Raw genomic sequence first — 18,791 nt, forward strand, 5'->3', positions numbered from 1 at the left:
CTCGCTGCGAGGTGGTGGCGGTAGTCGAGTCGCTGCACCGCGTCCTGGACGCGTTCGCGCACGGCGACGGCGACGCCGGGCTCACCGTTGACGACCCGCGACACGGTCTTGATGCTCACCCCGGCGAGCGCCGCGACGTCGCGCATCGTGGCCCGCCCCGTCGTCTCAGCCATGCCTGCTCCCCGTGTCCCGAATCGTCCAAATGGGTGACTTCGGGACGGAGTGGCGGACGGGGCGGGTGTGCCCAACCGTCCAATTGGGTGACTTCGGGACGGAGTGGCGGACGGGGCGGGTGTGCCCAACCGTCCAATTGGGTGACTTCGGGACGGGGCGGGTGTGCCCAACCGTCCAATTGGGTGAGATCGGGACAGGGCGACGCGCCCGGTCCGCGGGAGTCGTCCAGCCTGACAACGATGTCACCTTCACCTCACGAGTTCTACGGCATGGGTTGACCTGAGCGCAACCTGGCTCTATACATGTCTCTGACAACGTTGTCACTCGACATGGCGTGGCGGCGGAGTTCGAACCGCAGACTCGAAGGAGAGTTGGACCCATGCGCATTTCTCGCAGATCCCGCACGACCCGCGCCCTCGCCGTCAGTGTCGCGGCCGCGACCGCACTCGGCCTCAGTGCCTGCAACCGTGGCGGAGCCGACACCGGCTCCGGCGGTGGTGGCGGCAACGAGCAGGTCGGCGTCGCCCTCATCACGAAGGACTCGACCAACCCGTTCTTCGTCGCCATGCAGGAGGGCGCGAAGGCCGACGCGTCCAAGAACAACGTCAAGCTCACCGTCGCCTCCGGCAAGCAGGAGGGTGACGACCAGGGCCAGATCACCGCCATCGAGGACGCGATCGCCCGCGGCGACAAGGGCATCCTCATCACCCCGATGAGCACCGGCGTCAACGCCGCGATCAAGAAGGCCCGCGACGCCGGCCTTTACGTCATCGCTCTCGACACCCCGCCGGACCCGGCCGACGTCGTCGACATCACCTTCGCCACCGACAACCGTGAGGCGGGCCAGCTCATCGGCAAGTGGGCCGCCGCCCAGATGGACGGCCAGCCGGCGACGATCGCGCTGCTCGACCTCTTCGCCGACAAGATCGTGTCGGTCGACTACAACCGCGACCAGGGCTTCCTCGAGGGCATGGGCATCGACGTCGCCGACCCGAAGAAGAACGGCGACGAAGCCAAGACCGGCAAGTACACCAGCGGCAAGGGCGGCACCTACACGATCGTCTGCAACGAGGCCGCCAACGGCGCCGAGGACGGCGGTCGCACCGCGATGGAGAAGTGCCTCGCCCGCAACCCCGGCATCAACCTCGTCTACACGCTCAACGAGCCGACCGCCGTGGGCGCCAACGCCGCACTCCAGGCGGCTGGCAAGAAGGCGCTCATCGTCTCGATCGACGGCGGCTGCGCCGGCGTGAAGTCGGTCAAGGACGGCGTCATCGGCGCGACGGCCCAGCAGTACCCGCTCAAGATGGCGACCGAGGGCATGGCCGCCATCGCCGAGGTCGCCCGTGGCGGCGCGAAGCCGACGCCGGACGCCGGGCTGGACTTCAAGAACACCGGGGTCGCGCTCGTCACCGACAAGCCCGCCGATGGGATCGAGAGCATCACCTCGGACGAGGGCTCGAAGATCTGCTGGGGCAACTGACCCATGAGCACCGACGTCACGACTGCTGCCGCCGAGTTCGCTCGGCGGCAGCAGTCCCCGGTCCAGCGGCTGCAGAGCCAGCTGCACAAGCGCCCCTGGCTGAGCCCGCTCTTCCTGCTCTTCGTCGCATTCCTGTCGTTCTTCATCGCGACGCCGACGTTCCTCACGGCGAACTCGATGGGCATCCTGCTCCAGCAGACCGCGATCATCGCCGCGCTCGCCGTGGGGCAGACGCTCATCATCCTCACCGCCGGCATCGACCTCTCGGTCGGCGCGATCATGGTCCTGTCGATGATGGTCATGGCCTCGCTCGCCCAGGACGGCGGGATGCCGGGCATCCTCGCCCTCCTCATCGGCATCCTGCTCGCGGTCGGCGCCGGCTTCCTCAACGGCATCCTCGTCACCCGGATCAACCTGCCGCCGTTCATCGTCACCCTCGGAACGCTGAGCATCTTCACGGCGATCGCGCTGCTCTACTCCGGTGGCGCGAGCATCCAGGCGCCCCGCCTGCCGCGGCTGCTCAACTTCCTCGGTGAGGGCTTCGGCATCGGCGGCTTCCGGCTCACCTGGGGTGTCATCCTCGTGGGGGTCATCTATGCGGTCGTCGCCTTCGTCCTGTCGCAGACCGCGTGGGGCAGATACGTGTATGCCGTGGGCGACGATCCCGAGTCCGCGCGCCTTTCCGGTGTGCCGAGCAAGCGGATCCTCCTCGGCGTCTACACCGTCGCGGGACTCATCTACGGAATCGCGGCGTGGATCCTCATCGGTCGCGCCGGGGCCGCCACCCCCAACGCGATCCCGGATGCGAACCTGCAGAGCATCACCGCCGTCGTCATCGGTGGGACCAGCCTCTTCGGTGGCCGGGGTCGGCTCGTCGGCACGCTCATCGGTGCGCTCATCGTCCAGACGCTCCAGTTCGGGCTCTCCCAGATGGGCGTCGACCAGCAGTGGCGCGTCCTCGCGACCGGCATCCTCGTCATCATTGCCGTCGCCGTCGACCAGTGGATCCGGAAGGTGAAGGCATGACGGTCAACTGGATTCAGACGCCACACACGCGGGCGAGCGACCTCGAGGTCTCGCACGACGGCATACCGCCCGGCAAGGAAGCCATCTACGCCCAGGAGCCGGTGCTCTCGGCACGCAACCTCGTCATCACGTTCGGTCGCGTCGTCGGCCTCGACGGCGTCGACCTCGACCTCTACCCGGGCGAGGTGCTCGCGGTCATCGGCGACAACGGTGCCGGCAAGTCGACGCTCATCAAGTGCCTCACCGGGGCGTACGTCCCGAACTCGGGCACGATCACGATGAACGGTCGCGAGGTGTCGTTCAAGAAGCCACAGGACGCCCGCGAGGCCGGCATCGAGACGGTGTACCAGCAGCTCGCCGTCATCCCGGCGCTCGACATCGCGAGCAACCTCTACCTCGCGCGCGAGGACCGTCGCAAGGGTCCGCTCGGCTCGATCTTCCGGATGCTCGACAAGAAGGGCATGGAGCGGCGGGCCGGTGAGGCCGTGCAGAACCTCGGCATCCAGACGATCCAGAACATGGGTCAGGCCGTCGAGACCCTCTCCGGTGGTCAGCGGCAGGCCGTCGCGGTCGCGCGCGCGGCGGCGTTCGGGAGCAAGGTCGTCGTCCTCGACGAGCCGACCGCCGCCCTCGGCGTCAAGGAGTCGGGGATGGTCCTCGACATGATCAAGCAGCTGCGCGACAAGGGGCTGTCGATCATCCTCGTCAGCCACAACATGCCGCATGTGTGGGAGGTCGCCGACCGCATCCACATCCAGCGGCTCGGTGGTCGCGCCGGCGTCATCACGCCTGAGTCGCACGACATGGGCGAAGGCGTCGCGATCATGACGGGCGCCAAGAAGCTCGGTGGGACGGCAACGCCCGCCGCCGAGGCACCCCGTGCCGATGCGGTGCACGAGGGCTCACGCGGCAGCGAGGGCACCCGCGCGGGGCATGTCGAGGACGCACCCGCGGACCGCGGGGACCGGCCATGACGATCGTCGTCGGCTACCTGCCGAGCCCGCCCGGCCTCGCGGCCATCGAGGCGGCGATCGCCGAGGCCGAACTGAGGGGATCGCGGCTCGTCGTCGTGAACTCCGGTGTCCTGGGCGACTACTCGGGCCCGAGCTTCGCCGAGCCACAGGACCTCGACGCGCTCGACGCCCAGCTCACCGAGCGCGGTATCGACCACGAGGTCCGGCAGATGACGCGCGGGCTCGCCCCGGCCGACGAGATCCTGTCGGTCGCGGCCGACGAGGACGCCGAGCTCATCGTCATCGGGGTGCGCAAGCGCTCCCCCCTCGGCAAGCTCGTCACCGGCAGCACCGCGCAGCAGGTGTTGCTCGACGCGACCTGCCCCGTCCTCGCCGTCAAGGCCTGACCAGGGCCCACCGCAACTGATTGCCAGTTCCCGGCACCCCGACCCCGACTGATTGCTCTTTCCGTGCAGGTAGACCTGCACGGAAAGAGCAATCAGTCGGGGAAACGACAGGGGAGGTGAGGGGGAGCGGGCGGCGAGCGGCCGGCATACCGAAGGATTCTCGGAGGGTGAACACTTCATGTCCGCCACCGCCGAAGGGGTCCGTGAGGCACGTTTGCTGGTAGGTTCGTGACCGGTTGCACAACAGCAGTTCCTCGCAGGTCGCAGTTCGCGCCCGTCTGGCTACCACAGGAGACGGGCGCCGGTGTGTCTGAGCCGGGTCAAACCGACTCGTCTGGGGTGTGGTTGGGTGCAGCCAGGGCGTGGCGATTCTGCTGCGTTCCAGTGCTACACACAGGAAAGAGTTACCCCACATGGCACAGGGCACCGTGAAGTGGTTCAACGCTGAGAAGGGCTTTGGTTTCATCGCCCAGGACGGCGGCGGCCCCGACGTGTTCGTTCACTACTCCGCCATCGACACCCAGGGCTACCGCAGCCTGGACGAGGCCCAGCGGGTCGAGTTCGAGGTCACCCAGGGTCCGAAGGGTCCGCAGGCCGACCAGGTCCGCCCCCTCTGATCGAGGACTCACACAGTCTTTGAGCAAGGCCCCCTCCGCCACGGCGGAGGGGGCCCTGTCACGTCTGCAGCGCGTCGCGCTCGCCACGAGCCCGTGGGCTCCCGGGCGTAGGAGAGGTGTCCATGGAGCTCTCAGGGAGAGGTCCTAGACTGCGATCAGGTGCAGCCGTGGGCCGGGGGTCTCGGGTGCCCCCGCGTCCCGAGACAGAAGGATCCTGTGCACAACGACGACTCCTTGCCGCCCGACGGTGGTTCGCGCTCCCAACAGCGCACCGCCCGTGCGATGGACCGGCAGCAGGCTCGTCGTCGTCGCGCCGTCCTCACCTTCGGCACCATCGCCGCCGTTCTCGTCGTCGGGCTCGTCGCGGCCTACCTCCGGTTCAACGGCAACATCGACCGGCTCGACGTCACCAAGGCCTTGGGCAAGAACCGTCCCAGCGCCGCCGGCAACATCTCGTCCGGACCGCTCAACATCCTGCTCATCGGCTCCGACATCCGCACCGGTGAGGGCAACGAGGGCTACGGCACCGGTGACTGGGAGCCGGGCCAACACTCCGACACCAACCTGCTCCTCCACATCTCTGCCGACCGCAAGAACGTGACGATGGTGTCGATCCCGCGCGACTCCATGGTCCCGGCGCCGGTCGAGTGCAACGCCGACGCGCCGGTTGACCAGTGGCAGGTCCGCCAGTGGAACAAGAACTTCAACACCGGCGGCCCCGGCTGCGTCATGCGCACTCTCGAGGGCAACACCGATATTTTCGTCAACCACTTCGCCGTCGTCGACTTCGGCGGGTTCAAGAACATGGTCGACGCCCTGGGTGGCGTCGAGGTCTGCACCCCGACGCCGATCAACGACCCCAAGGCCAAGCTCACGCTCGCCGCCGGACGCCACACCCTCCAGGGGGAACAGGCCCTCGGGTACGTGCGCGCCCGCTACACCGTCGGTGACGGCTCCGACCTGGGGCGCATCAAGCGGCAGCAGGCGTTCATGTCGTCCGTGGCCCAGAAGGCGACCGAGTCCTCGTTGCTGCTGCGGCCGGACAAGCTGCTCCGCTTCCTCGACGCGGCGACCCAGTCGCTGACGACCGACCCGGACTTCGGGATCGGTGCGATGAAGGACGTCGCCCAGAGCATCAAGAACATCGGCGTCGACAACATCCAGTTCGTCACCGTGCCGACCGAGCCCTACCCCCAGGACCCGAACCGGGTCCAGTGGGCGCCTGCCGCGGACGAGCTGTGGACCGCGATCCGGGAGGACCGCGACATCTCGAAGCCCAAGCCGACCCCCAGCCCCAGCGACACGCGTCCTCTCACGGTGAGCCCCGACGAGATCACCGTCGAGGTCGTCAACAGCTCCGGTGTCGTGGGCCTCTCGAAGCAGGCGGCCGAAGGGCTGCGGGTCCAGGGCTTCAATGAGGTCACGACGAGCAATGGCCACGGCGTCGTCAGCGGCGTCACCATCGAGTACGCACCCGAGCAGGCGGAGGCGGCCCGCACCGTCGCCGCGGCGTTCCCCGGCGCCGTCCTGACCGAGGACGACGGACTGGGCAAGCGCGTCCGAGTGACGCTGGGCTCAGGCGCGCCGAACGTCGTCGAGGTGCCGAACCGGCTCGGCGAGAAGCCGCTGCCCACGCCGACGCTCACCTCGACCCCGACGCTGTCGCCGACGATCCAGGCCCGCAAGGCCAGCCAGGACATCTGCTCCTGAGGCTCGCCACCGCCTCCGCCAGGGGCCGGGACGCCGCTCAGAACAGGCGCGACTCCGCGACCTCGCGAGGCTCCTCCAGCGCGAGGAGGCGAGCCTTGCGCTCCAGCCCACCGGCATACCCGGTCAGTGACCCGTCGGCGCCGACGACGCGGTGACACGGGATGACAATGCTCACCGGGTTGCGCCCGACCGCCTGCCCGACGCGCTGCGCGAGACCGGGACCGCCCAGCTCGCGCGCGATGGTGCCGTAGGTGGTCGTCGTGCCGTAGGGGATCGTCGCGAGGTGATCCCACACCCGTTCCGAGAAGGCGTCGCCCGCGGTCGCCGTCGCGACCGTGAAGGTGGTCCGATCGCCGCGCAGGTACTCGGCGAGCTCGCTCCGGGTCGTCTCGAAGACGGGATCGCCTGTGGGGGAGACCGGCGCGCCGATCGTGCCGTCGGCCGGCGGATGCCAGTGGCCCGGGAAGTAGAGCCCGACGAGGGCGTCGCCGTCGGCCACGGCGAGCAGGTCGCCGAGGTCGGTGGCGAGCGTCGTGTGGCGGCGGGCGGTGGAGGTCATCACGCCCATTGAACGTCATCGCCCCGACACGTGTGAGTCATCGCGTCCGTATGCCGTCCGCCCGGTCTGTATGCCGGCCGCTCGCCGACGCGTTCCGTCGCCGACGCGGCCGGTCGCCGACGCGTTCGGCTCGCCGGAGGCGAAGGGAGCCGACGCGCGAGCCAGCTCGTTCCTCGCTGCCTCGCGCGTCTCCCGGCATCCCCCCGCTCGGCACACGGCAAAGCCCCAGATCGCTTCGCGATTCTGGGGCTTCCCGTGTGCGGAGGCGGAGGGATTTGAACCCTCGATGGGCGGTTAGCCCAAACCGCATTAGCAGTGCGGCGCCATAGACCGGACTAGGCGACGCCTCCTCAGCCGGAACAGGGTAACCGTCCGGCCACACGCCGAGCAAAGCGGCTCCACCGACGGGCGCCGCGCGCCAGAATGAGCCGCCGCCGCAACCTCGAGGAGCCCCATGACCACGCCGTCCCAGAATCCACCTGTGCCCCAGTCCGTTCCGTGGGCAGCGGTACAGGCCCCGGCCACGCCGCCGGCGCGCCCCGGCGGGCCCCGGCTTGGGTCGCGTGGGTGGCGCTGGGCGTCAGCGCGTTGTCCTTCCTCATCGCCCTGTCCGTCGGTGTCCTGTTCGCGGCCGACCGGGTGGGGTCGGGTGGCGACGAGGTCTGGGGGTATGACGCCGGCCTCCCCGCGTGGGGCGAGGTCGAGCTGACGCCGACGGGCGCCGTCACCGACCGTACTTTCACCGACAGCGTCGAGACGGCCGTCGTCGACGTCCTCGAGGACGGCACGCCGGTCGAGGACCTGCTGTGCGAGGCCCTCCCTGCCCCCCGCAAGGACACGGTGACCTCCTGTGGGGCCGTCATCGACGGCTTCGACACGACGATCGTCGTCCTGTTCCTTGACGACAACGGTGGCTTCATGGCGACCCTCTACTGAGACCGGACGCGCCGGGCGAACACTCAGGCCGGCAGGACCACCGAGAAGGTCGCGCGACCGGGTGCGGAGTCGACCTCGACCCGCCCACCGTGCGTGCGGGCCACGGCGTCGACGATCGAGAGTCCGAGACCGGTCGACCCGCCGGCTCGGTTGCGGGCCGCGTCGCCCCGGGTGAACCGCTCGAACACCGACCCGAGCAGCTCCGCCGGCACCCCGGGGCCGTTGTCGGTCACGGACAGCCGCACCCACGCTCCCTCGCGCCGGAGCGACGTCACGACCCGCGTCCCCGGCGGCGTGTGCGTGCGGGCGTTCGCCAGGAGGTTGGCGACGACCTGGTGCAGGCGGGCCGGGTCGCCGGGTACCTCGACCGGCTCGTCGGGCAGGTCGAGCTCCCACCGATGCTCCGGCGACGCGGCGTGCGCGTCGGACACGGCGTTGACCGCGAGCAGCGACAGGTCGACCGGTTCGCGCTCGAGCGGCCGACCCGCATCGAGACGAGCCAGGAGGAGCAGGTCCTCGACGAGCCCCTGCATGCGCAGCGACTCCGACTCGACCCGCGTGAGCGCATGGGCGACCGTCTCGGGGACGGGAGCGGTCTCGCGACGGGACAGCTCGGCATACCCGCGGATGGACGCGAGGGGCGTGCGCAGCTCGTGCGAGGCGTCCGCGACGAACTGCCTGACGCGGGTCTCCGACTCGTGCCGCGACCGCAACGCACCTTCGACGTTGTCGAGCATCTGGTTGAGGGCCAGGCCGACCTGCCCGGCCTCGGTGCGCGCGTCGGTGTCCGCCTCCGGAACCCGTTGTGCGAGAGCGACATCACCGGAGTCGAGGCGCAGCCGGCTCACCTGGGTCGCCGTCTGCGCGACCCGCTGCAGGGGGGCAAGGCCGCGCCGGATGAGCCATTGCCCGACGAGGGTCGCGAGCGCCAGCCCGACGATCGTGGCCCCCGCGACGAGGGTCAGGGCGGTGTTGACGACCTGGGTGACGCCACTCATGGGCAGCCCGGAGATGACCGTGAGACCGGTCGGGGTCGTGGCCTGCGCGACGCGGTAGTCGCCCACGCCGGCGATGTCGACCGTGCGGGGGCGGCTCCCGAGGTGGGCCTCGTCGAGGGCGTCGAGCTGGTCGCTGGAGAGCTGGCCGACGGTCATGCCGTGCTCGATGCGGTTGACGAGGAAACTCCCCTCGTCGTCGAGGATGACGGTGACCGACTCGCCGCGACCGCCGGGGACGGGACCGACGCCCGGGCCGCCAGCCGGCCCGTCACCGGGGCCGCCCGGGCGGCCCGCGCCCTCACCCGTCGCCCGGGCGAGAGTCGCCGTGACGTCGGCGTCGATCTGGTCGAGCAGCTGTCCGCGCAGGGCGAGGACCGTGAACGTCGCCGTGCCGACGGAGAGAACGAGGAAGAGCGCGACGACGGCCGCGATGAGCTGGGTCGTGAGCGGCCAGCTCCGCGGCCTGAGGAAGGCGAGTCGCGTGCCGCCTGTCGTCATTCCGCCGGCTTGAGGACGTAGCCGACGCCGCGCATCGTGTGGATCATCGGGGCCCGGCCGGCGTCGATCTTCTTGCGCAGGTAGGAGATGTAGAGCTCGACGACGTTGGCCTGACCGCCGAAGTCGTAGTTCCACACGCGGTCGAGGATCTGGGCCTTCGACAGCACCCGCTTGGGGTTGCGCATGAGGTAGCGCAGCAGCTCGAACTCCGTTGCGGTGAGGTGGATCCCGTCGCCGCCGCGGGTCACCTCGTGGCTGTCCTCATCCATGGTGAGGTCACCGACCACGAGCAGCGACGACGCGTCGTCCGCCGCGACGGCGGTGCGGCGCATGAGGGCACGCAGACGCGCCACGACCTCTTCGAGGCTGAACGGCTTGGTGACGTAGTCGTCACCCCCGGCCGTGAGACCGGCGATCCGGTCCTCGACCGCGTCCCGAGCCGTGAGGAAGAGCACGGGAACGGACTCGTTGTCGGCGCGCATCCGCCGCAACACCTCGAGCCCGTCGAAGTCGGGGAGCATCATGTCGAGGACGACGGCGTCGGGCTGGAACTCCTTCGCGGCGCGGACCGCCTTGGTCCCCGTGCCCGCGGAGCGCACCTCCCACCCCTCGTAGCGCAGCGCCATCGAGAGCAGCTCGGTGAGGTTCGACTCGTCGTCGACGACGAGAACGCGCACGGGCGTGCCGTCGACGCGTTGCAACCGGACCGCGGATGAGGGTGAAGCACTCATGAGCACCAGTGAACCTCGCATCGCTCCGGTTCCGCCGTGAGACGGCTGTGGGCTGTCTGTGAGTAGGTGGCCGGTCGGCTCCCGGGACCGTGCGGACGGGCTCTCAGACCTCGGCGACGGCGGCGAGGGGGATGTCCCGCTCGCGCGCCCACTCCTGCCACTCGGTGGCCGGACGCTCCGCGAACGCGGCTGCGAGCCGGTCGTGGGTCAGCTCCTCGGGTCCGATGCCGAGCGCGGTCGCGAGGTTGACGGCGAAGTGTGGTTCGAGCGCCGCGAGGGCGACGTGCCCCTCGGACGCCGCATACACGGCATACACGGGGACGGCGCCACCGAGCGGGCCGCCGGGTCGGGTCATGCCGTGCACGACGGGTCGGGCGAGCGTCGCAGCGACGTCGGAGAGCGCCACCTCGCGCCGGACACCGCGGCCGGTGCGCTCGCGCGCGACGAGGGCCGCGGCGGCCTCGGCCGCCGCCCGCTCTGCTCCGGCGAGGTCGACCGCCGTCGTCGACGGCAGCTGCCCGTCGCGGACGAGCCCCTCGACGGCCTGGTAGGTGAGGTCGTGGCCGGCGATCTCGGCCTCCTCACCCGGGTGGCCGACGATGTCGACCTGGCACAGGCGCGTATGCCGTCCGCTCACCGATGCGTGGTCGAGCCCCAGGCGGATGAGGGCCGAGGGGCGCGAGCTGGTCACGAGGACGTCGGCCTCGGCGAGGAGCTGTTCGAGCTCGGCCCGGCCGTCCGGCGACTTGAGGTCGAGGGTGCGGACCTCCTGCCCCGCGTGCAGCTCGTCGAAGTAGTCGGGGGCGACGTGCCCGAGCGGGTCGCCCGACGGCGGCAGCACCGTCACGACGCTCGCCCCCTGCCCGGCCAGCCGCGCAACGGCGGCCGGCCCGGGCAGGTTGATGGCGACGGAGACGACACGGACGCCGTCGAGGGGTCCGCGTTCGCCGGGGGTCGAGCCCGTCGATTCGCTCATGTTGCCGACCTCAGGAGACGGCGTCGACGAGGGAGCCCTTCTCGGCCCGCTCGACGAGCCACGGCGACGGACGGAACCGCTCGCCATAGGTGTCGGCGAGCTCGTTGGCGCGCGAGACGAACCCGCGCAGGCCACCCTCTGAGTTCGTCATGAACGTCGCCGGGCCGCCGGTGTGCGGCGGGAAGCCGATGCCGAAGATGCCGCCGATGTTGGCCGACTCCGCATCCTTGAGCACACCGCTCTCGAAGCACGCGGCCGTCTCGAGCGCCATCCGGTAGAGGTAGCGGTCGTGCAGGTCGCGCTCGGGCACGTCGGTGCCCTTGGTCCAGCGGGTGCGCAGCTCGGGCCACAGGACCTTGGCGCCGCCCTCGGGGTAGTCGTAGAGCCCGGCGCCGGAGGCGCGGCCCTTGCGGCCGAGCTCGACGAGGGTGTCGACGACCTGCTCGCCCGGGTTCGCGGCATACTCCTCGCCGGCCGCGGCAGCGGCCTTCGCGGCCTCGCCACGGATGTGCTGGGTCAGCGTGAGCGAGACCTCGTCGAGCATCGCCAGCGGCGGGGCCGGGAAGCCGGCCGACGTCGCGCCGCGCTCGATGACCTGCGGGTCGACGCCCTCGGCGACGAGACGGACGCCCTCGTCGATGAGGGTTCCGAAGACGCGGCTCGTGTAGAACCCGCGCCCGTCGGCGACGACGATCGGGATCTTGCGGATCTGCTGGACGAGGTCGATGGCGCGGGCCGCGGCCTCGTCGGCGGTCTGCTCGCCGCGGATGATCTCGACGAGCTTCATCTTGTCGACGGGGCTGAAGAAGTGCAGCCCGATGAAGTCGGCCGGGCGCGACGAGAAGCCCTGCAGGTCGGTGATCGGCAGAGTCGAGGTGTTCGAGCAGAGCAGGGTGTCGGGGCCGACGACGGCCTCGACCTCCTTGAAGACCTTCTCCTTGAGCCCGAGGTCCTCGAAGACCGCCTCGATGACGACGTCGACGTCCCCCAGGTCCGCAGCGTCGGCCGTCGGGGTGATGCGGGCGAGGACGGCGTCGCGGTCCTCGGCGGTCATGCGGCCCTTGGAGACGCGCGCGTCGACGAGCTTCTGGGTGTAGCCCTTGCCCTTTTCGGCCGACTCGAGCGAGACGTCCTTGAGGACGACGTCGATGCCGCTCGTCGCGCACGCGTGCGCGATGCCGGCGCCCATCATGCCGGCGCCGAGGACGCCGACCTTGGTGACCTTGCGCTTCTCGACGCCCTCGGGGCGCAGCTTGCCCGAGTTGATCGCCTGGAGGTCGAAGAAGAACGCCTGGATCATCGCCTTCGACTCGCGGCCGGCGACGAGGTCGGCGAAGTAGCGCGACTCGATGCGGCTCGCGGTGTCGAAGTCGACCTGCGCGCCCTCGATGGCGGCCGACATGATCGAGCGCGGGGACTTGATGGGCGAGCCCTTGAGCTGCTTGCGCAGGTTCGCCGGGAAGGCCGGCAGGTTCGCCGCGAAGCTCGGCGTCGTGGGGGTGCCGCCGGGGATCTTGTAGCCCTTGACGTCCCAGCCCTTCGTCGCCGCGTCGGCCTTGCCGGCGTTGTCGCGGATCCACTGCTTCGCGGCCGGGACGAGCTCCTCCTGGGTCGCGACGAGCTCGTCGACGACGCCCTTGGCCTTGGCCTCGGACGGCGTGCGCTGCTGGCCCTGGAGCAGCCAGTCCATGAGCGCCGGGGCGATGCCGAGCATCCGCACAAGGCGGGTCACGCCGCCGCCACCGGGCAGGAGACCGAGGCTCACCTCGGGCAGACCGATCTTGATCCTGTCGTCGTCGACGGCGATGCGGTGGTGCGTTGCGAGGGCGATCTCGAGGCCGCCGCCGAGCGCGGCGCCGTTGATGGCCGCGACGACCGGCTTGCCGAGCTTCTCGAGCCGTCGCAGCTGGGCCTTGATCTCCTCGACCTCGGTGAAGGCGTCGCCGACGTTGGCCGAGGTGATCTTCTGGAGGTCGGCGAGGTTGCCGCCGGCGAAGAAGGTCTTCTTGGCCGAGGTGAGCACGACCCCGGTGATGTCGTCCTTCTCCTGCTCGAGCCGGTCGACCGTCTCGGCCATCGCGGCCTTGTATGCCGCGTTCATGGTGTTCGCGCCCGCGCTCGGGTCGTCCATCGTCAGGGTGACGATGCCCTCGTCGTCGCGCTCGTACCGAATCATGTTCTCGCTCATGGGTTCTCGTGGTTCCTGTCAGGTCTGAGAGGTCTGGGAGCCGGCGCGGTCAGACGCGCTCGACGACGGTGGCGATGCCCATGCCGGCACCGATGCAGAGCGTGGCGATACCGCGCTCGAGGTCGCGGCGCTCGAGCTCGTCGACGAGAGTGCCGAGGATCATCGCGCCGGTCGCACCGAGCGGGTGGCCCATGGCGATGGCGCCGCCGTTGACGTTGGTCTGCTCCTCGTTCCAGCCCATGTCGCGCATGAGCTTGAGGGCGACGGCCGCGAACGCCTCGTTGATCTCGACGAGGTCGATGTCGGAGGCCTTCATGCCGACCCGGTCGAGGGCCTTGCGGCAGGCGGGCGCCGGGCCGGTGAGCATGATCGTCGGCTCGGAGCCGATGACCGCGGCCGAGACGATACGGGCGCGTGGCGTGAGACCCATCTCCTTGCCGGTCTCCTCGTTGCCGATGAGGAGCAGTCCGGCGCCGTCGACGATGCCGGAGGAGTTGCCGGCGTGGTGGACGTGGTTGATGGCGTCGACGTTCGTGTACTTCTCGAGCGCGACGAAGTCGAAACCGCCGGCCTCGCCGATCATCGCGAACGACGGGTTGAGGCCGCCGAGCGACTCGGCGGTCGTGTCCGGGCGAACCGTCTCGTCACGGTCGAGGATGGTGAGGCCGTTCTGGTCGGTCACCGGCACGACCGACTTCTCGAAGTGACCGGTCTCCCAGGCCGCGGCCGCACGCTGGTGGGACTGGGCGGCATACCGGTCGACCTCGGCACGGTCGTAGCCCTCGATCGTCGCGATGAGGTCGGCACTGATGCCCTGCGGCACGAAGTCGGTGGCGAGCGCGACGGCGGGGTCCATCGCCCAGGCGCCGCCGTCGCTGCCCATCGGCACGCGCGACATCGACTCGACGCCGCCGGCGATGATGAGGTCCTCGAAGCCGGAGCGCACGCGCGCCGCGGCCTGGTTCACGGCCTCGAGCCCGGAGCCGCAGAAGCGGTTGAGCTGGACGCCGGCGACGGGCTCGGGCAGGCCGGCATACATCGCGGCGACGCGGGGGAGGACCGCGCCCTGGTCGCCCACGGGCGAGACGATGCCGAGGACGATGTCGTCGATCTGGGCGGCGTCGAGGCCGGGGTTGCGCTCGCGCAGGGTCTTCAGGAGGCCGACGACGAGGTCGATCGGCTTGACCTCGTTGAGCGAGCCGACGCCCGCCTTGCCCTTCCCTCGAGGTGTGCGGATGGCGTCGAAGATGACGGCCTGGGGCTGGTCTGGCATGGCTGGGCACTCCTTGACAAGCGGGATGGCGACGGGAGGTGAGCGAGCGCTTACCTCTACAGGTGTAGCACTCCTCGCCGGGCGAGGGCCAGTGGTGCCGCCGAAGTCACACTGCGCCCGTCGTGCCGATGTGCCGGTATGCCGGCCGCTCACCTCGGCGGCGTCAGCGGCGGCACTCGAGATCCTTGAGGTCGACGGCGTTCGCCATCGCCGCGTAGCCGGCGTCCCCGGGGTGGAGGTGGTCGCCGCTGTCGTAGGCCGGCAGCATCCGGGCCGGCCGCTGCGGGTCGCGGATGGCGGCGTCGAAGTCGACGACGGCGTCGAACTCGCCGCTCGTGCGGATCCAGTCGTTGACCTGCCGGCGGAGGGCGTCGCGCTCGGCGGACCAGCGGCTGCCACCCTCCCAGGGCGTCATCGTGCCGCCGACGACGCAGATGCCGCGCGCGTGCCCACGGGCGATGAGCTGGCGGTAGGCGTTGATGAGGTCCGACGGCTTCGTCGCGAGGTCCCAGCGCAGGTCGTTGACGCCCTCCATGACGACGACGGTACGGACGTCGGGCTGGGCGAGCACGTCGCGGTCGAAGCGCGCCTGGGCGCTGACGCCGGGGCCGTCGGCGAGCACCCGGTTGCCGGAGATGCCCAGGTTCATGACGCCGTACTGCAGCGGCCGCGGCTGCGCGGCGAGGCGCTGCGCGAGGTAGTTCGGCCAGCGACGGTTGGCGCTCGTCGTCGACTTGTCGCCGTCGGTGATGGAGTCGCCGAGCGCGACGACCGTGTCGACCTGCTCGGGCACCTCGACGACGGCCGACTCGACCCAGGCGTAGCTCGTCGTCGTGGTCGTGAACGCCTCGCCCGACTCCTGCGCGGCGTGGTCACCGGCGGTCGAGATGTAGTTCGTCTGGTGGGCGAGCTTGTGGCCGCTGACCGTGCCGGGGTCACCGACGACGTGGATGCTCACGGCGAGCGTCGATTGCGCGGGGACGTCGCCGGCCACGGGGTCGCTGAGCACCTCGGCGCCGACGGGCACGGTGACCGACGTGCTGCCACTGAAGGTGAGCCGCTGGTTGGTCCCCGGCTTCACCGCGGCGCCTTCTGCCGTCCGGCCCACCCACACCGAGTCGAACGTCACCGGCTCGGACCCGAACGCGTTCGACAGCGAGATCCGCAGGTCGGTCCCGCCGACGCTCGTGCGCACGATGTTGCGCACGGTCTGCCCGTCGAGCTGGAGGACCGTCGTGTCGGGGGCGGTGGCCCACGTGCCGACCTGGTCGACCGGCCGTCCAGCGTCGACGGCCGCGGCGGTCCGGGCCGGCTGGGCCGAGACGGCCGGTTCGGCGTGCGGCAGGACGAGGGCGGCCGTCCCGAGTGCCGCTGCGGCGGCGCCGGTGGTGAGGAGGGTGCGGGTTCGTCGGGATGCGCTCATCCCGGCAGTCAACCGCGTCGTATGCCGTCCGCGCCATGGTTCGTGCCCACCTCACCGAAACGGCCCCGCAGCGTTCATCGCGCGGCCACCACCCGGCATACGGACTTGCTTGTTGGTGGCTGCGACCCGACGTGGCCCGGACGCACTTCCGGCGCCATGCCGCAGACAAAACTGCGTCACGGCGCCGGAAGTGCGTCCAGCGGGTGGGCCCGCGCGGTGTCGAGTCAGCTCACTCCACGCCGAGGCGGGCCTTGAGGCCGTCGAGCTCGACCTGCAGCTGGGTCGGGAGGTTGTCGCCGAACTTGGCGAACCACTCCTCGATCTGCGGGATCTCGGCCTTCCACTCCTCGGGGTCGACGGCGAGCGCCTTGGCCAGCTCGGCCGGGTCCATGTCGAGGCCGTCGGTGTCGAGCGACTCCGGGGTGGGGACGTGACCGATCGGGGTCTCGACCGCGGCTGCCTTGCCCTCGATGCGCTCGATCGCCCACTTGAGGACGCGGCTGTTCTCGCCGAAGCCAGGCCACACGAAGTTGCCCTCTTCGTCGCGACGGAACCAGTTGACGTAGAAGATCTTCGGGAGCTTGGTCGCGTCGGCGTCCTTGCCCATGTTGATCCAGTGCTGGAAGTAGTCGCCGGCGTTGTAGCCGATGAACGGCAGCATCGCCATCGGGTCGCGGCGGACGACGCCGACCTGGCCCGTGGCCGCAGCCGTCGTCTCGGACGAGAGCGTTGCGCCCATGAAGGTGCCGTGCGTCCAGTCGCGCGACTCGGTGACGAGCGGGACCGTCGTCTTGCGGCGGCCGCCGAAGAAGATCGCCGAGATCGGCACACCCTGCGGGTCGTCGTACTCCGGAGCGAGGATGTCGCACTGCTTGATCGGGGTGCAGTAGCGGCTGTTCGCGTGCGATGAGAGGACGCCGGCCTCGCCGTCGGCGGGGGTCCAGTCCTCGCCCTTCCAGCTCGTGGCGTGCTCGGGCATGTTCTCGAGCCCCTCCCACCACACGTCGCCGTCGTCGGTGAGGGCGACGTTGGTGAAGACCGAGTTGCCCTTGTTGATCGTCGCCATGGCGTTGGGGTTGGTGTGCTCGTTCGTGCCCGGGGCGACACCGAAGAAGCCGAACTCCGGGTTCACGGCATACAGGCGGCCGTCCTTGCCGAAGCGCATCCACGCGATGTCGTCGCCGAGGGTCTCGACCTTCCAGCCGGGGATAGTCGGCTTGAGCATGGCGAGGTTGGTCTTGCCGCACGCGCTCGGGAAGCCGGCGGCGATGTAGTAGACCTGCTGCTCGGGCGAGGTGAGCTTGAGGATGAGCATGTGCTCGGCCATCCAGCCCTCGTCGCGGGCCATGACCGAGGCGATGCGCAGGGCGTAGCACTTCTTGCCGAGAAGGGCGTTGCCGCCGTAGCCCGAGCCGTAGGACCAGATCGTCCGCTCCTCGGGGAACTGGACGATGTACTTCTCGGGGTTGCACGGCCACTTCACGTCCTGCTGGCCCGGCTCGAGCGGGGCGCCGACGGAGTGCAGCGCGGGGACATATTGCGCCGCCTCGCCCAAACCTTCGATCCGACGCAGGACGTCGGTGCCGCAGCGGGCCATGACGCGCATCGAGACGGTGACGTACTCGGAGTCGGTGATCTCGACGCCGAACATCGGGTTCTCGGCGTCGAGGTGACCCATGACGAACGGGATGACGTACATCGTCCGACCCTTCATGCAGCCCTTGTAGAGGCCACGCATGAGGTCCTTCATCTCGTTCGGGTCCATCCAGTTGTTGGTGGGCCCGGAGTCCTTCTCGTCCACGGAGCAGATGTAGGTGCGGTCCTCGACGCGGGCGACGTCGCTCGGGTCGGAGGCGGCGTAGAAACTGTTCGGCTTCTTCTCCTCGTTGAGGCGGACGAAGGTGCCGGCCTCGACGAGCTTGTCGGTGAGCCGCGTCCACTCCTCGTCGGACCCGGTCACCCACACCACCTCGTCCGGGGTGGTCATGGCGGCGACCTCGTCGACCCAGGCCTGCAGGCCTGCGTGCGTGGTGCCCTGGACGGGTGCGGCGGCGGTCGTCATCTGCGGTCCGTAGTCCTTCCGATGCCGGGCGTTCGGGCCCGGGTTCGTGCCCCGGCCAGTGCCCGAGCCACCTCGGAGGGAACCGAGCACTGACCTGCTGGATGACCTCACGGTACTCGCATCGTGAGACGCGTCTTGCCCCGATGCGGGTGCGTGAAGTGCGGGCCGGGAGGGCCCGTCTGTCCACCGTAGGAGGCTTTGTGGACACGCCCGACCGCGGAAAGGTTTCCGCAGGGGTGAGGTTCCCCACACGCGGGGGTGCGCGGCCGGCATACCGGGGCCGTCGTCGACGAGTCGTCCCCTCCCTGGTGACTCGTCCCTCCATGAAGGGACGAGTCACCAGGTTTGGGGGTGGAGGCCCGTGCCCGGTATGCCGTTCGCGCGCCTCGCGCAGTCACGCTCCGGGCGCCCGGGGCGGTCAAGTCCGGATCGGTGGTGTACGACGGTGATCCGTCGAGGGTTGTGGTTTAGGCGTTGATGGCGCCGGCGATCAGCTCGGTGGTCACCTCCTCGTTCCCGGCCTGTCCCTCGCGGGCGATGAGCACGGCGCGGGCGTTCTTGAGGGCTTCGAGGCCGAGGTAGCGGCGTTGTTCGGCCCATTCGTCGTGCTGCTCCGCGAGGACGGCCCCGACGAGCCGGATCACGGACTCGCGGTTGGGGAAGATCCCGACGACGTCGGTGCGGCGGCGGATCTCTCGGTTGAGGCGCTCGTTGGGGTTGTTCGACCAGATCTGGCGCCAGATCTCCTTCGGGAACGCGGTGAAGGCGAGGATGTCG

The 18,791-nt window shown here is 70.0% G+C and carries 17 protein-coding genes and 1 tRNA gene; 7 read left to right on the plus strand and 11 right to left on the minus strand.

The window, feature by feature from the left end:
- A partial coding sequence (locus BCF74_RS16030) for a LacI family DNA-binding transcriptional regulator (protein WP_146133017.1) occupies positions 1-173 on the minus strand: 173 nt, incomplete at its 3' end.
- A gap of 380 nt (positions 174-553) precedes the next feature.
- On the opposite strand from BCF74_RS16030, the gene BCF74_RS16035 reads away from it, so the two are divergent.
- The 6 genes from BCF74_RS16035 to BCF74_RS16060 all read left to right on the plus strand — a co-directional run bounded on the left by BCF74_RS16035 (position 554) and on the right by BCF74_RS16060 (position 6,370).
- The gene (locus BCF74_RS16035; RefSeq protein WP_106298951.1) at positions 554-1,657 is read left to right on the plus strand and encodes a substrate-binding domain-containing protein; all 1,104 of its coding nucleotides are present in this window, start codon (positions 554-556) and stop codon (positions 1,655-1,657) included.
- 3 nt (positions 1,658-1,660) lie between these two features.
- Complete coding sequence (locus BCF74_RS16040) at positions 1,661-2,683, plus strand: ABC transporter permease (RefSeq protein WP_106298952.1); 1,023 nt, start codon at positions 1,661-1,663, stop codon at positions 2,681-2,683.
- Positions 2,680-3,657 carry an ATP-binding cassette domain-containing protein gene (locus BCF74_RS16045; protein ID WP_106298953.1) on the plus strand — a complete coding sequence of 326 codons (978 nt, stop codon included), beginning with the start codon at positions 2,680-2,682 and terminating at the stop codon, positions 3,655-3,657. Before BCF74_RS16040 ends, BCF74_RS16045 begins: the two co-directional genes overlap by 4 nt.
- Complete coding sequence (locus BCF74_RS16050; protein ID WP_106298954.1) at positions 3,654-4,043, plus strand: universal stress protein; 390 nt, start codon at positions 3,654-3,656, stop codon at positions 4,041-4,043. Before BCF74_RS16045 ends, BCF74_RS16050 begins: the two co-directional genes overlap by 4 nt.
- Before the next feature lie 413 nt (positions 4,044-4,456).
- Entirely contained in the window at positions 4,457-4,660 is a 204-nt protein-coding gene (locus tag BCF74_RS16055; RefSeq protein ID WP_106298955.1) for a cold-shock protein, read from the plus strand.
- 216 nt (positions 4,661-4,876) lie between these two features.
- A complete protein-coding gene (locus tag BCF74_RS16060) occupies positions 4,877-6,370 on the plus strand; it encodes an LCP family protein (RefSeq protein WP_245889413.1) in 1,494 nt (497 codons plus the stop codon).
- Between the two features lie 37 nt (positions 6,371-6,407).
- Here BCF74_RS16060 and BCF74_RS16065 read toward each other — a convergent pair whose 3' ends face one another.
- The gene (locus BCF74_RS16065; RefSeq protein WP_106298956.1) at positions 6,408-6,938 is read right to left on the minus strand and encodes a methylated-DNA--[protein]-cysteine S-methyltransferase; all 531 of its coding nucleotides are present in this window, start codon (positions 6,936-6,938) and stop codon (positions 6,408-6,410) included.
- A gap of 251 nt (positions 6,939-7,189) precedes the next feature.
- Positions 7,190-7,279, minus strand: a tRNA-Ser gene (locus BCF74_RS16070).
- 217 nt (positions 7,280-7,496) lie between these two features.
- Here BCF74_RS16070 and BCF74_RS16075 point away from each other — a divergent pair.
- Entirely contained in the window at positions 7,497-7,865 is a 369-nt protein-coding gene (locus tag BCF74_RS16075; protein ID WP_106298957.1) for a hypothetical protein, read from the plus strand.
- A 23-nt stretch (positions 7,866-7,888) separates the two neighbouring features.
- Here the strand turns inward: BCF74_RS16075 and BCF74_RS16080 are convergent, their stop codons facing one another.
- From BCF74_RS16080 to BCF74_RS16115, 8 genes are all read right to left on the minus strand, one after another.
- Positions 7,889-9,361, minus strand: coding sequence for a sensor histidine kinase (locus tag BCF74_RS16080; RefSeq protein WP_106298958.1), 1,473 nt, complete (start codon positions 9,359-9,361; stop codon positions 7,889-7,891).
- Entirely contained in the window at positions 9,358-10,092 is a 735-nt protein-coding gene (locus BCF74_RS16085) for a response regulator transcription factor (protein ID WP_106298965.1), read from the minus strand. The genes BCF74_RS16080 and BCF74_RS16085 overlap by 4 nt, the downstream gene beginning before the upstream one ends.
- A gap of 103 nt (positions 10,093-10,195) precedes the next feature.
- A complete protein-coding gene (locus tag BCF74_RS16090) occupies positions 10,196-11,068 on the minus strand; it encodes a CoA transferase (protein ID WP_106298959.1) in 873 nt (290 codons plus the stop codon).
- Positions 11,069-11,078: 10 nt separating this feature from the next.
- On the minus strand, positions 11,079-13,256 hold the full coding sequence (locus BCF74_RS16095; protein ID WP_106298960.1) for a 3-hydroxyacyl-CoA dehydrogenase NAD-binding domain-containing protein: 2,178 nt from the start codon (positions 13,254-13,256) through the stop codon (positions 11,079-11,081).
- 49 nt (positions 13,257-13,305) lie between these two features.
- Complete coding sequence (locus BCF74_RS16100; protein WP_106298961.1) at positions 13,306-14,529, minus strand: acetyl-CoA C-acetyltransferase; 1,224 nt, start codon at positions 14,527-14,529, stop codon at positions 13,306-13,308.
- Between the two features lie 163 nt (positions 14,530-14,692).
- Positions 14,693-15,952: an SGNH/GDSL hydrolase family protein gene (locus tag BCF74_RS16105; protein ID WP_106298962.1), complete on the minus strand. Its 1,260-nt coding sequence runs from the start codon at positions 15,950-15,952 to the stop codon at positions 14,693-14,695.
- 229 nt (positions 15,953-16,181) lie between these two features.
- Positions 16,182-18,014 carry a phosphoenolpyruvate carboxykinase (GTP) gene (locus BCF74_RS16110; protein ID WP_106298963.1) on the minus strand — a complete coding sequence of 611 codons (1,833 nt, stop codon included), beginning with the start codon at positions 18,012-18,014 and terminating at the stop codon, positions 16,182-16,184.
- Positions 18,015-18,481: 467 nt separating this feature from the next.
- The coding region (locus BCF74_RS16115; protein ID WP_177426682.1) for a transposase at positions 18,482-18,791 on the minus strand (310 nt) is incomplete at its 5' end.

The sequence above is a fragment of the Knoellia remsis genome, assembly GCF_003002895.1.
GTDB classification, from domain to species: domain Bacteria; phylum Actinomycetota; class Actinomycetes; order Actinomycetales; family Dermatophilaceae; genus Knoellia; species Knoellia remsis.

Coding starts and splice junctions, on each gene's coding strand:
- BCF74_RS16035 (WP_106298951.1), top strand. CDS start 554: ATGCGCATTTCTCGCAGATCCCGCACGACCCGCGCCCTCGCCGTCAGT.
- BCF74_RS16040 (WP_106298952.1), top strand. CDS start 1,661: ATGAGCACCGACGTCACGACTGCTGCCGCCGAGTTCGCTCGGCGGCAG.
- BCF74_RS16045 (WP_106298953.1), top strand. CDS start 2,680: ATGACGGTCAACTGGATTCAGACGCCACACACGCGGGCGAGCGACCTC.
- BCF74_RS16050 (WP_106298954.1), top strand. CDS start 3,654: ATGACGATCGTCGTCGGCTACCTGCCGAGCCCGCCCGGCCTCGCGGCC.
- BCF74_RS16055 (WP_106298955.1), top strand. CDS start 4,457: ATGGCACAGGGCACCGTGAAGTGGTTCAACGCTGAGAAGGGCTTTGGT.
- BCF74_RS16065 (WP_106298956.1), bottom strand. CDS start 6,938: ATGGGCGTGATGACCTCCACCGCCCGCCGCCACACGACGCTCGCCACC.
- BCF74_RS16080 (WP_106298958.1), bottom strand. CDS start 9,361: ATGACGACAGGCGGCACGCGACTCGCCTTCCTCAGGCCGCGGAGCTGG.
- BCF74_RS16085 (WP_106298965.1), bottom strand. CDS start 10,092: ATGAGTGCTTCACCCTCATCCGCGGTCCGGTTGCAACGCGTCGACGGC.
- BCF74_RS16090 (WP_106298959.1), bottom strand. CDS start 11,068: ATGAGCGAATCGACGGGCTCGACCCCCGGCGAACGCGGACCCCTCGAC.
- BCF74_RS16095 (WP_106298960.1), bottom strand. CDS start 13,256: ATGAGCGAGAACATGATTCGGTACGAGCGCGACGACGAGGGCATCGTC.
- BCF74_RS16100 (WP_106298961.1), bottom strand. CDS start 14,529: ATGCCAGACCAGCCCCAGGCCGTCATCTTCGACGCCATCCGCACACCT.
- BCF74_RS16105 (WP_106298962.1), bottom strand. CDS start 15,952: ATGAGCGCATCCCGACGAACCCGCACCCTCCTCACCACCGGCGCCGCC.
- BCF74_RS16110 (WP_106298963.1), bottom strand. CDS start 18,014: ATGACGACCGCCGCCGCACCCGTCCAGGGCACCACGCACGCAGGCCTG.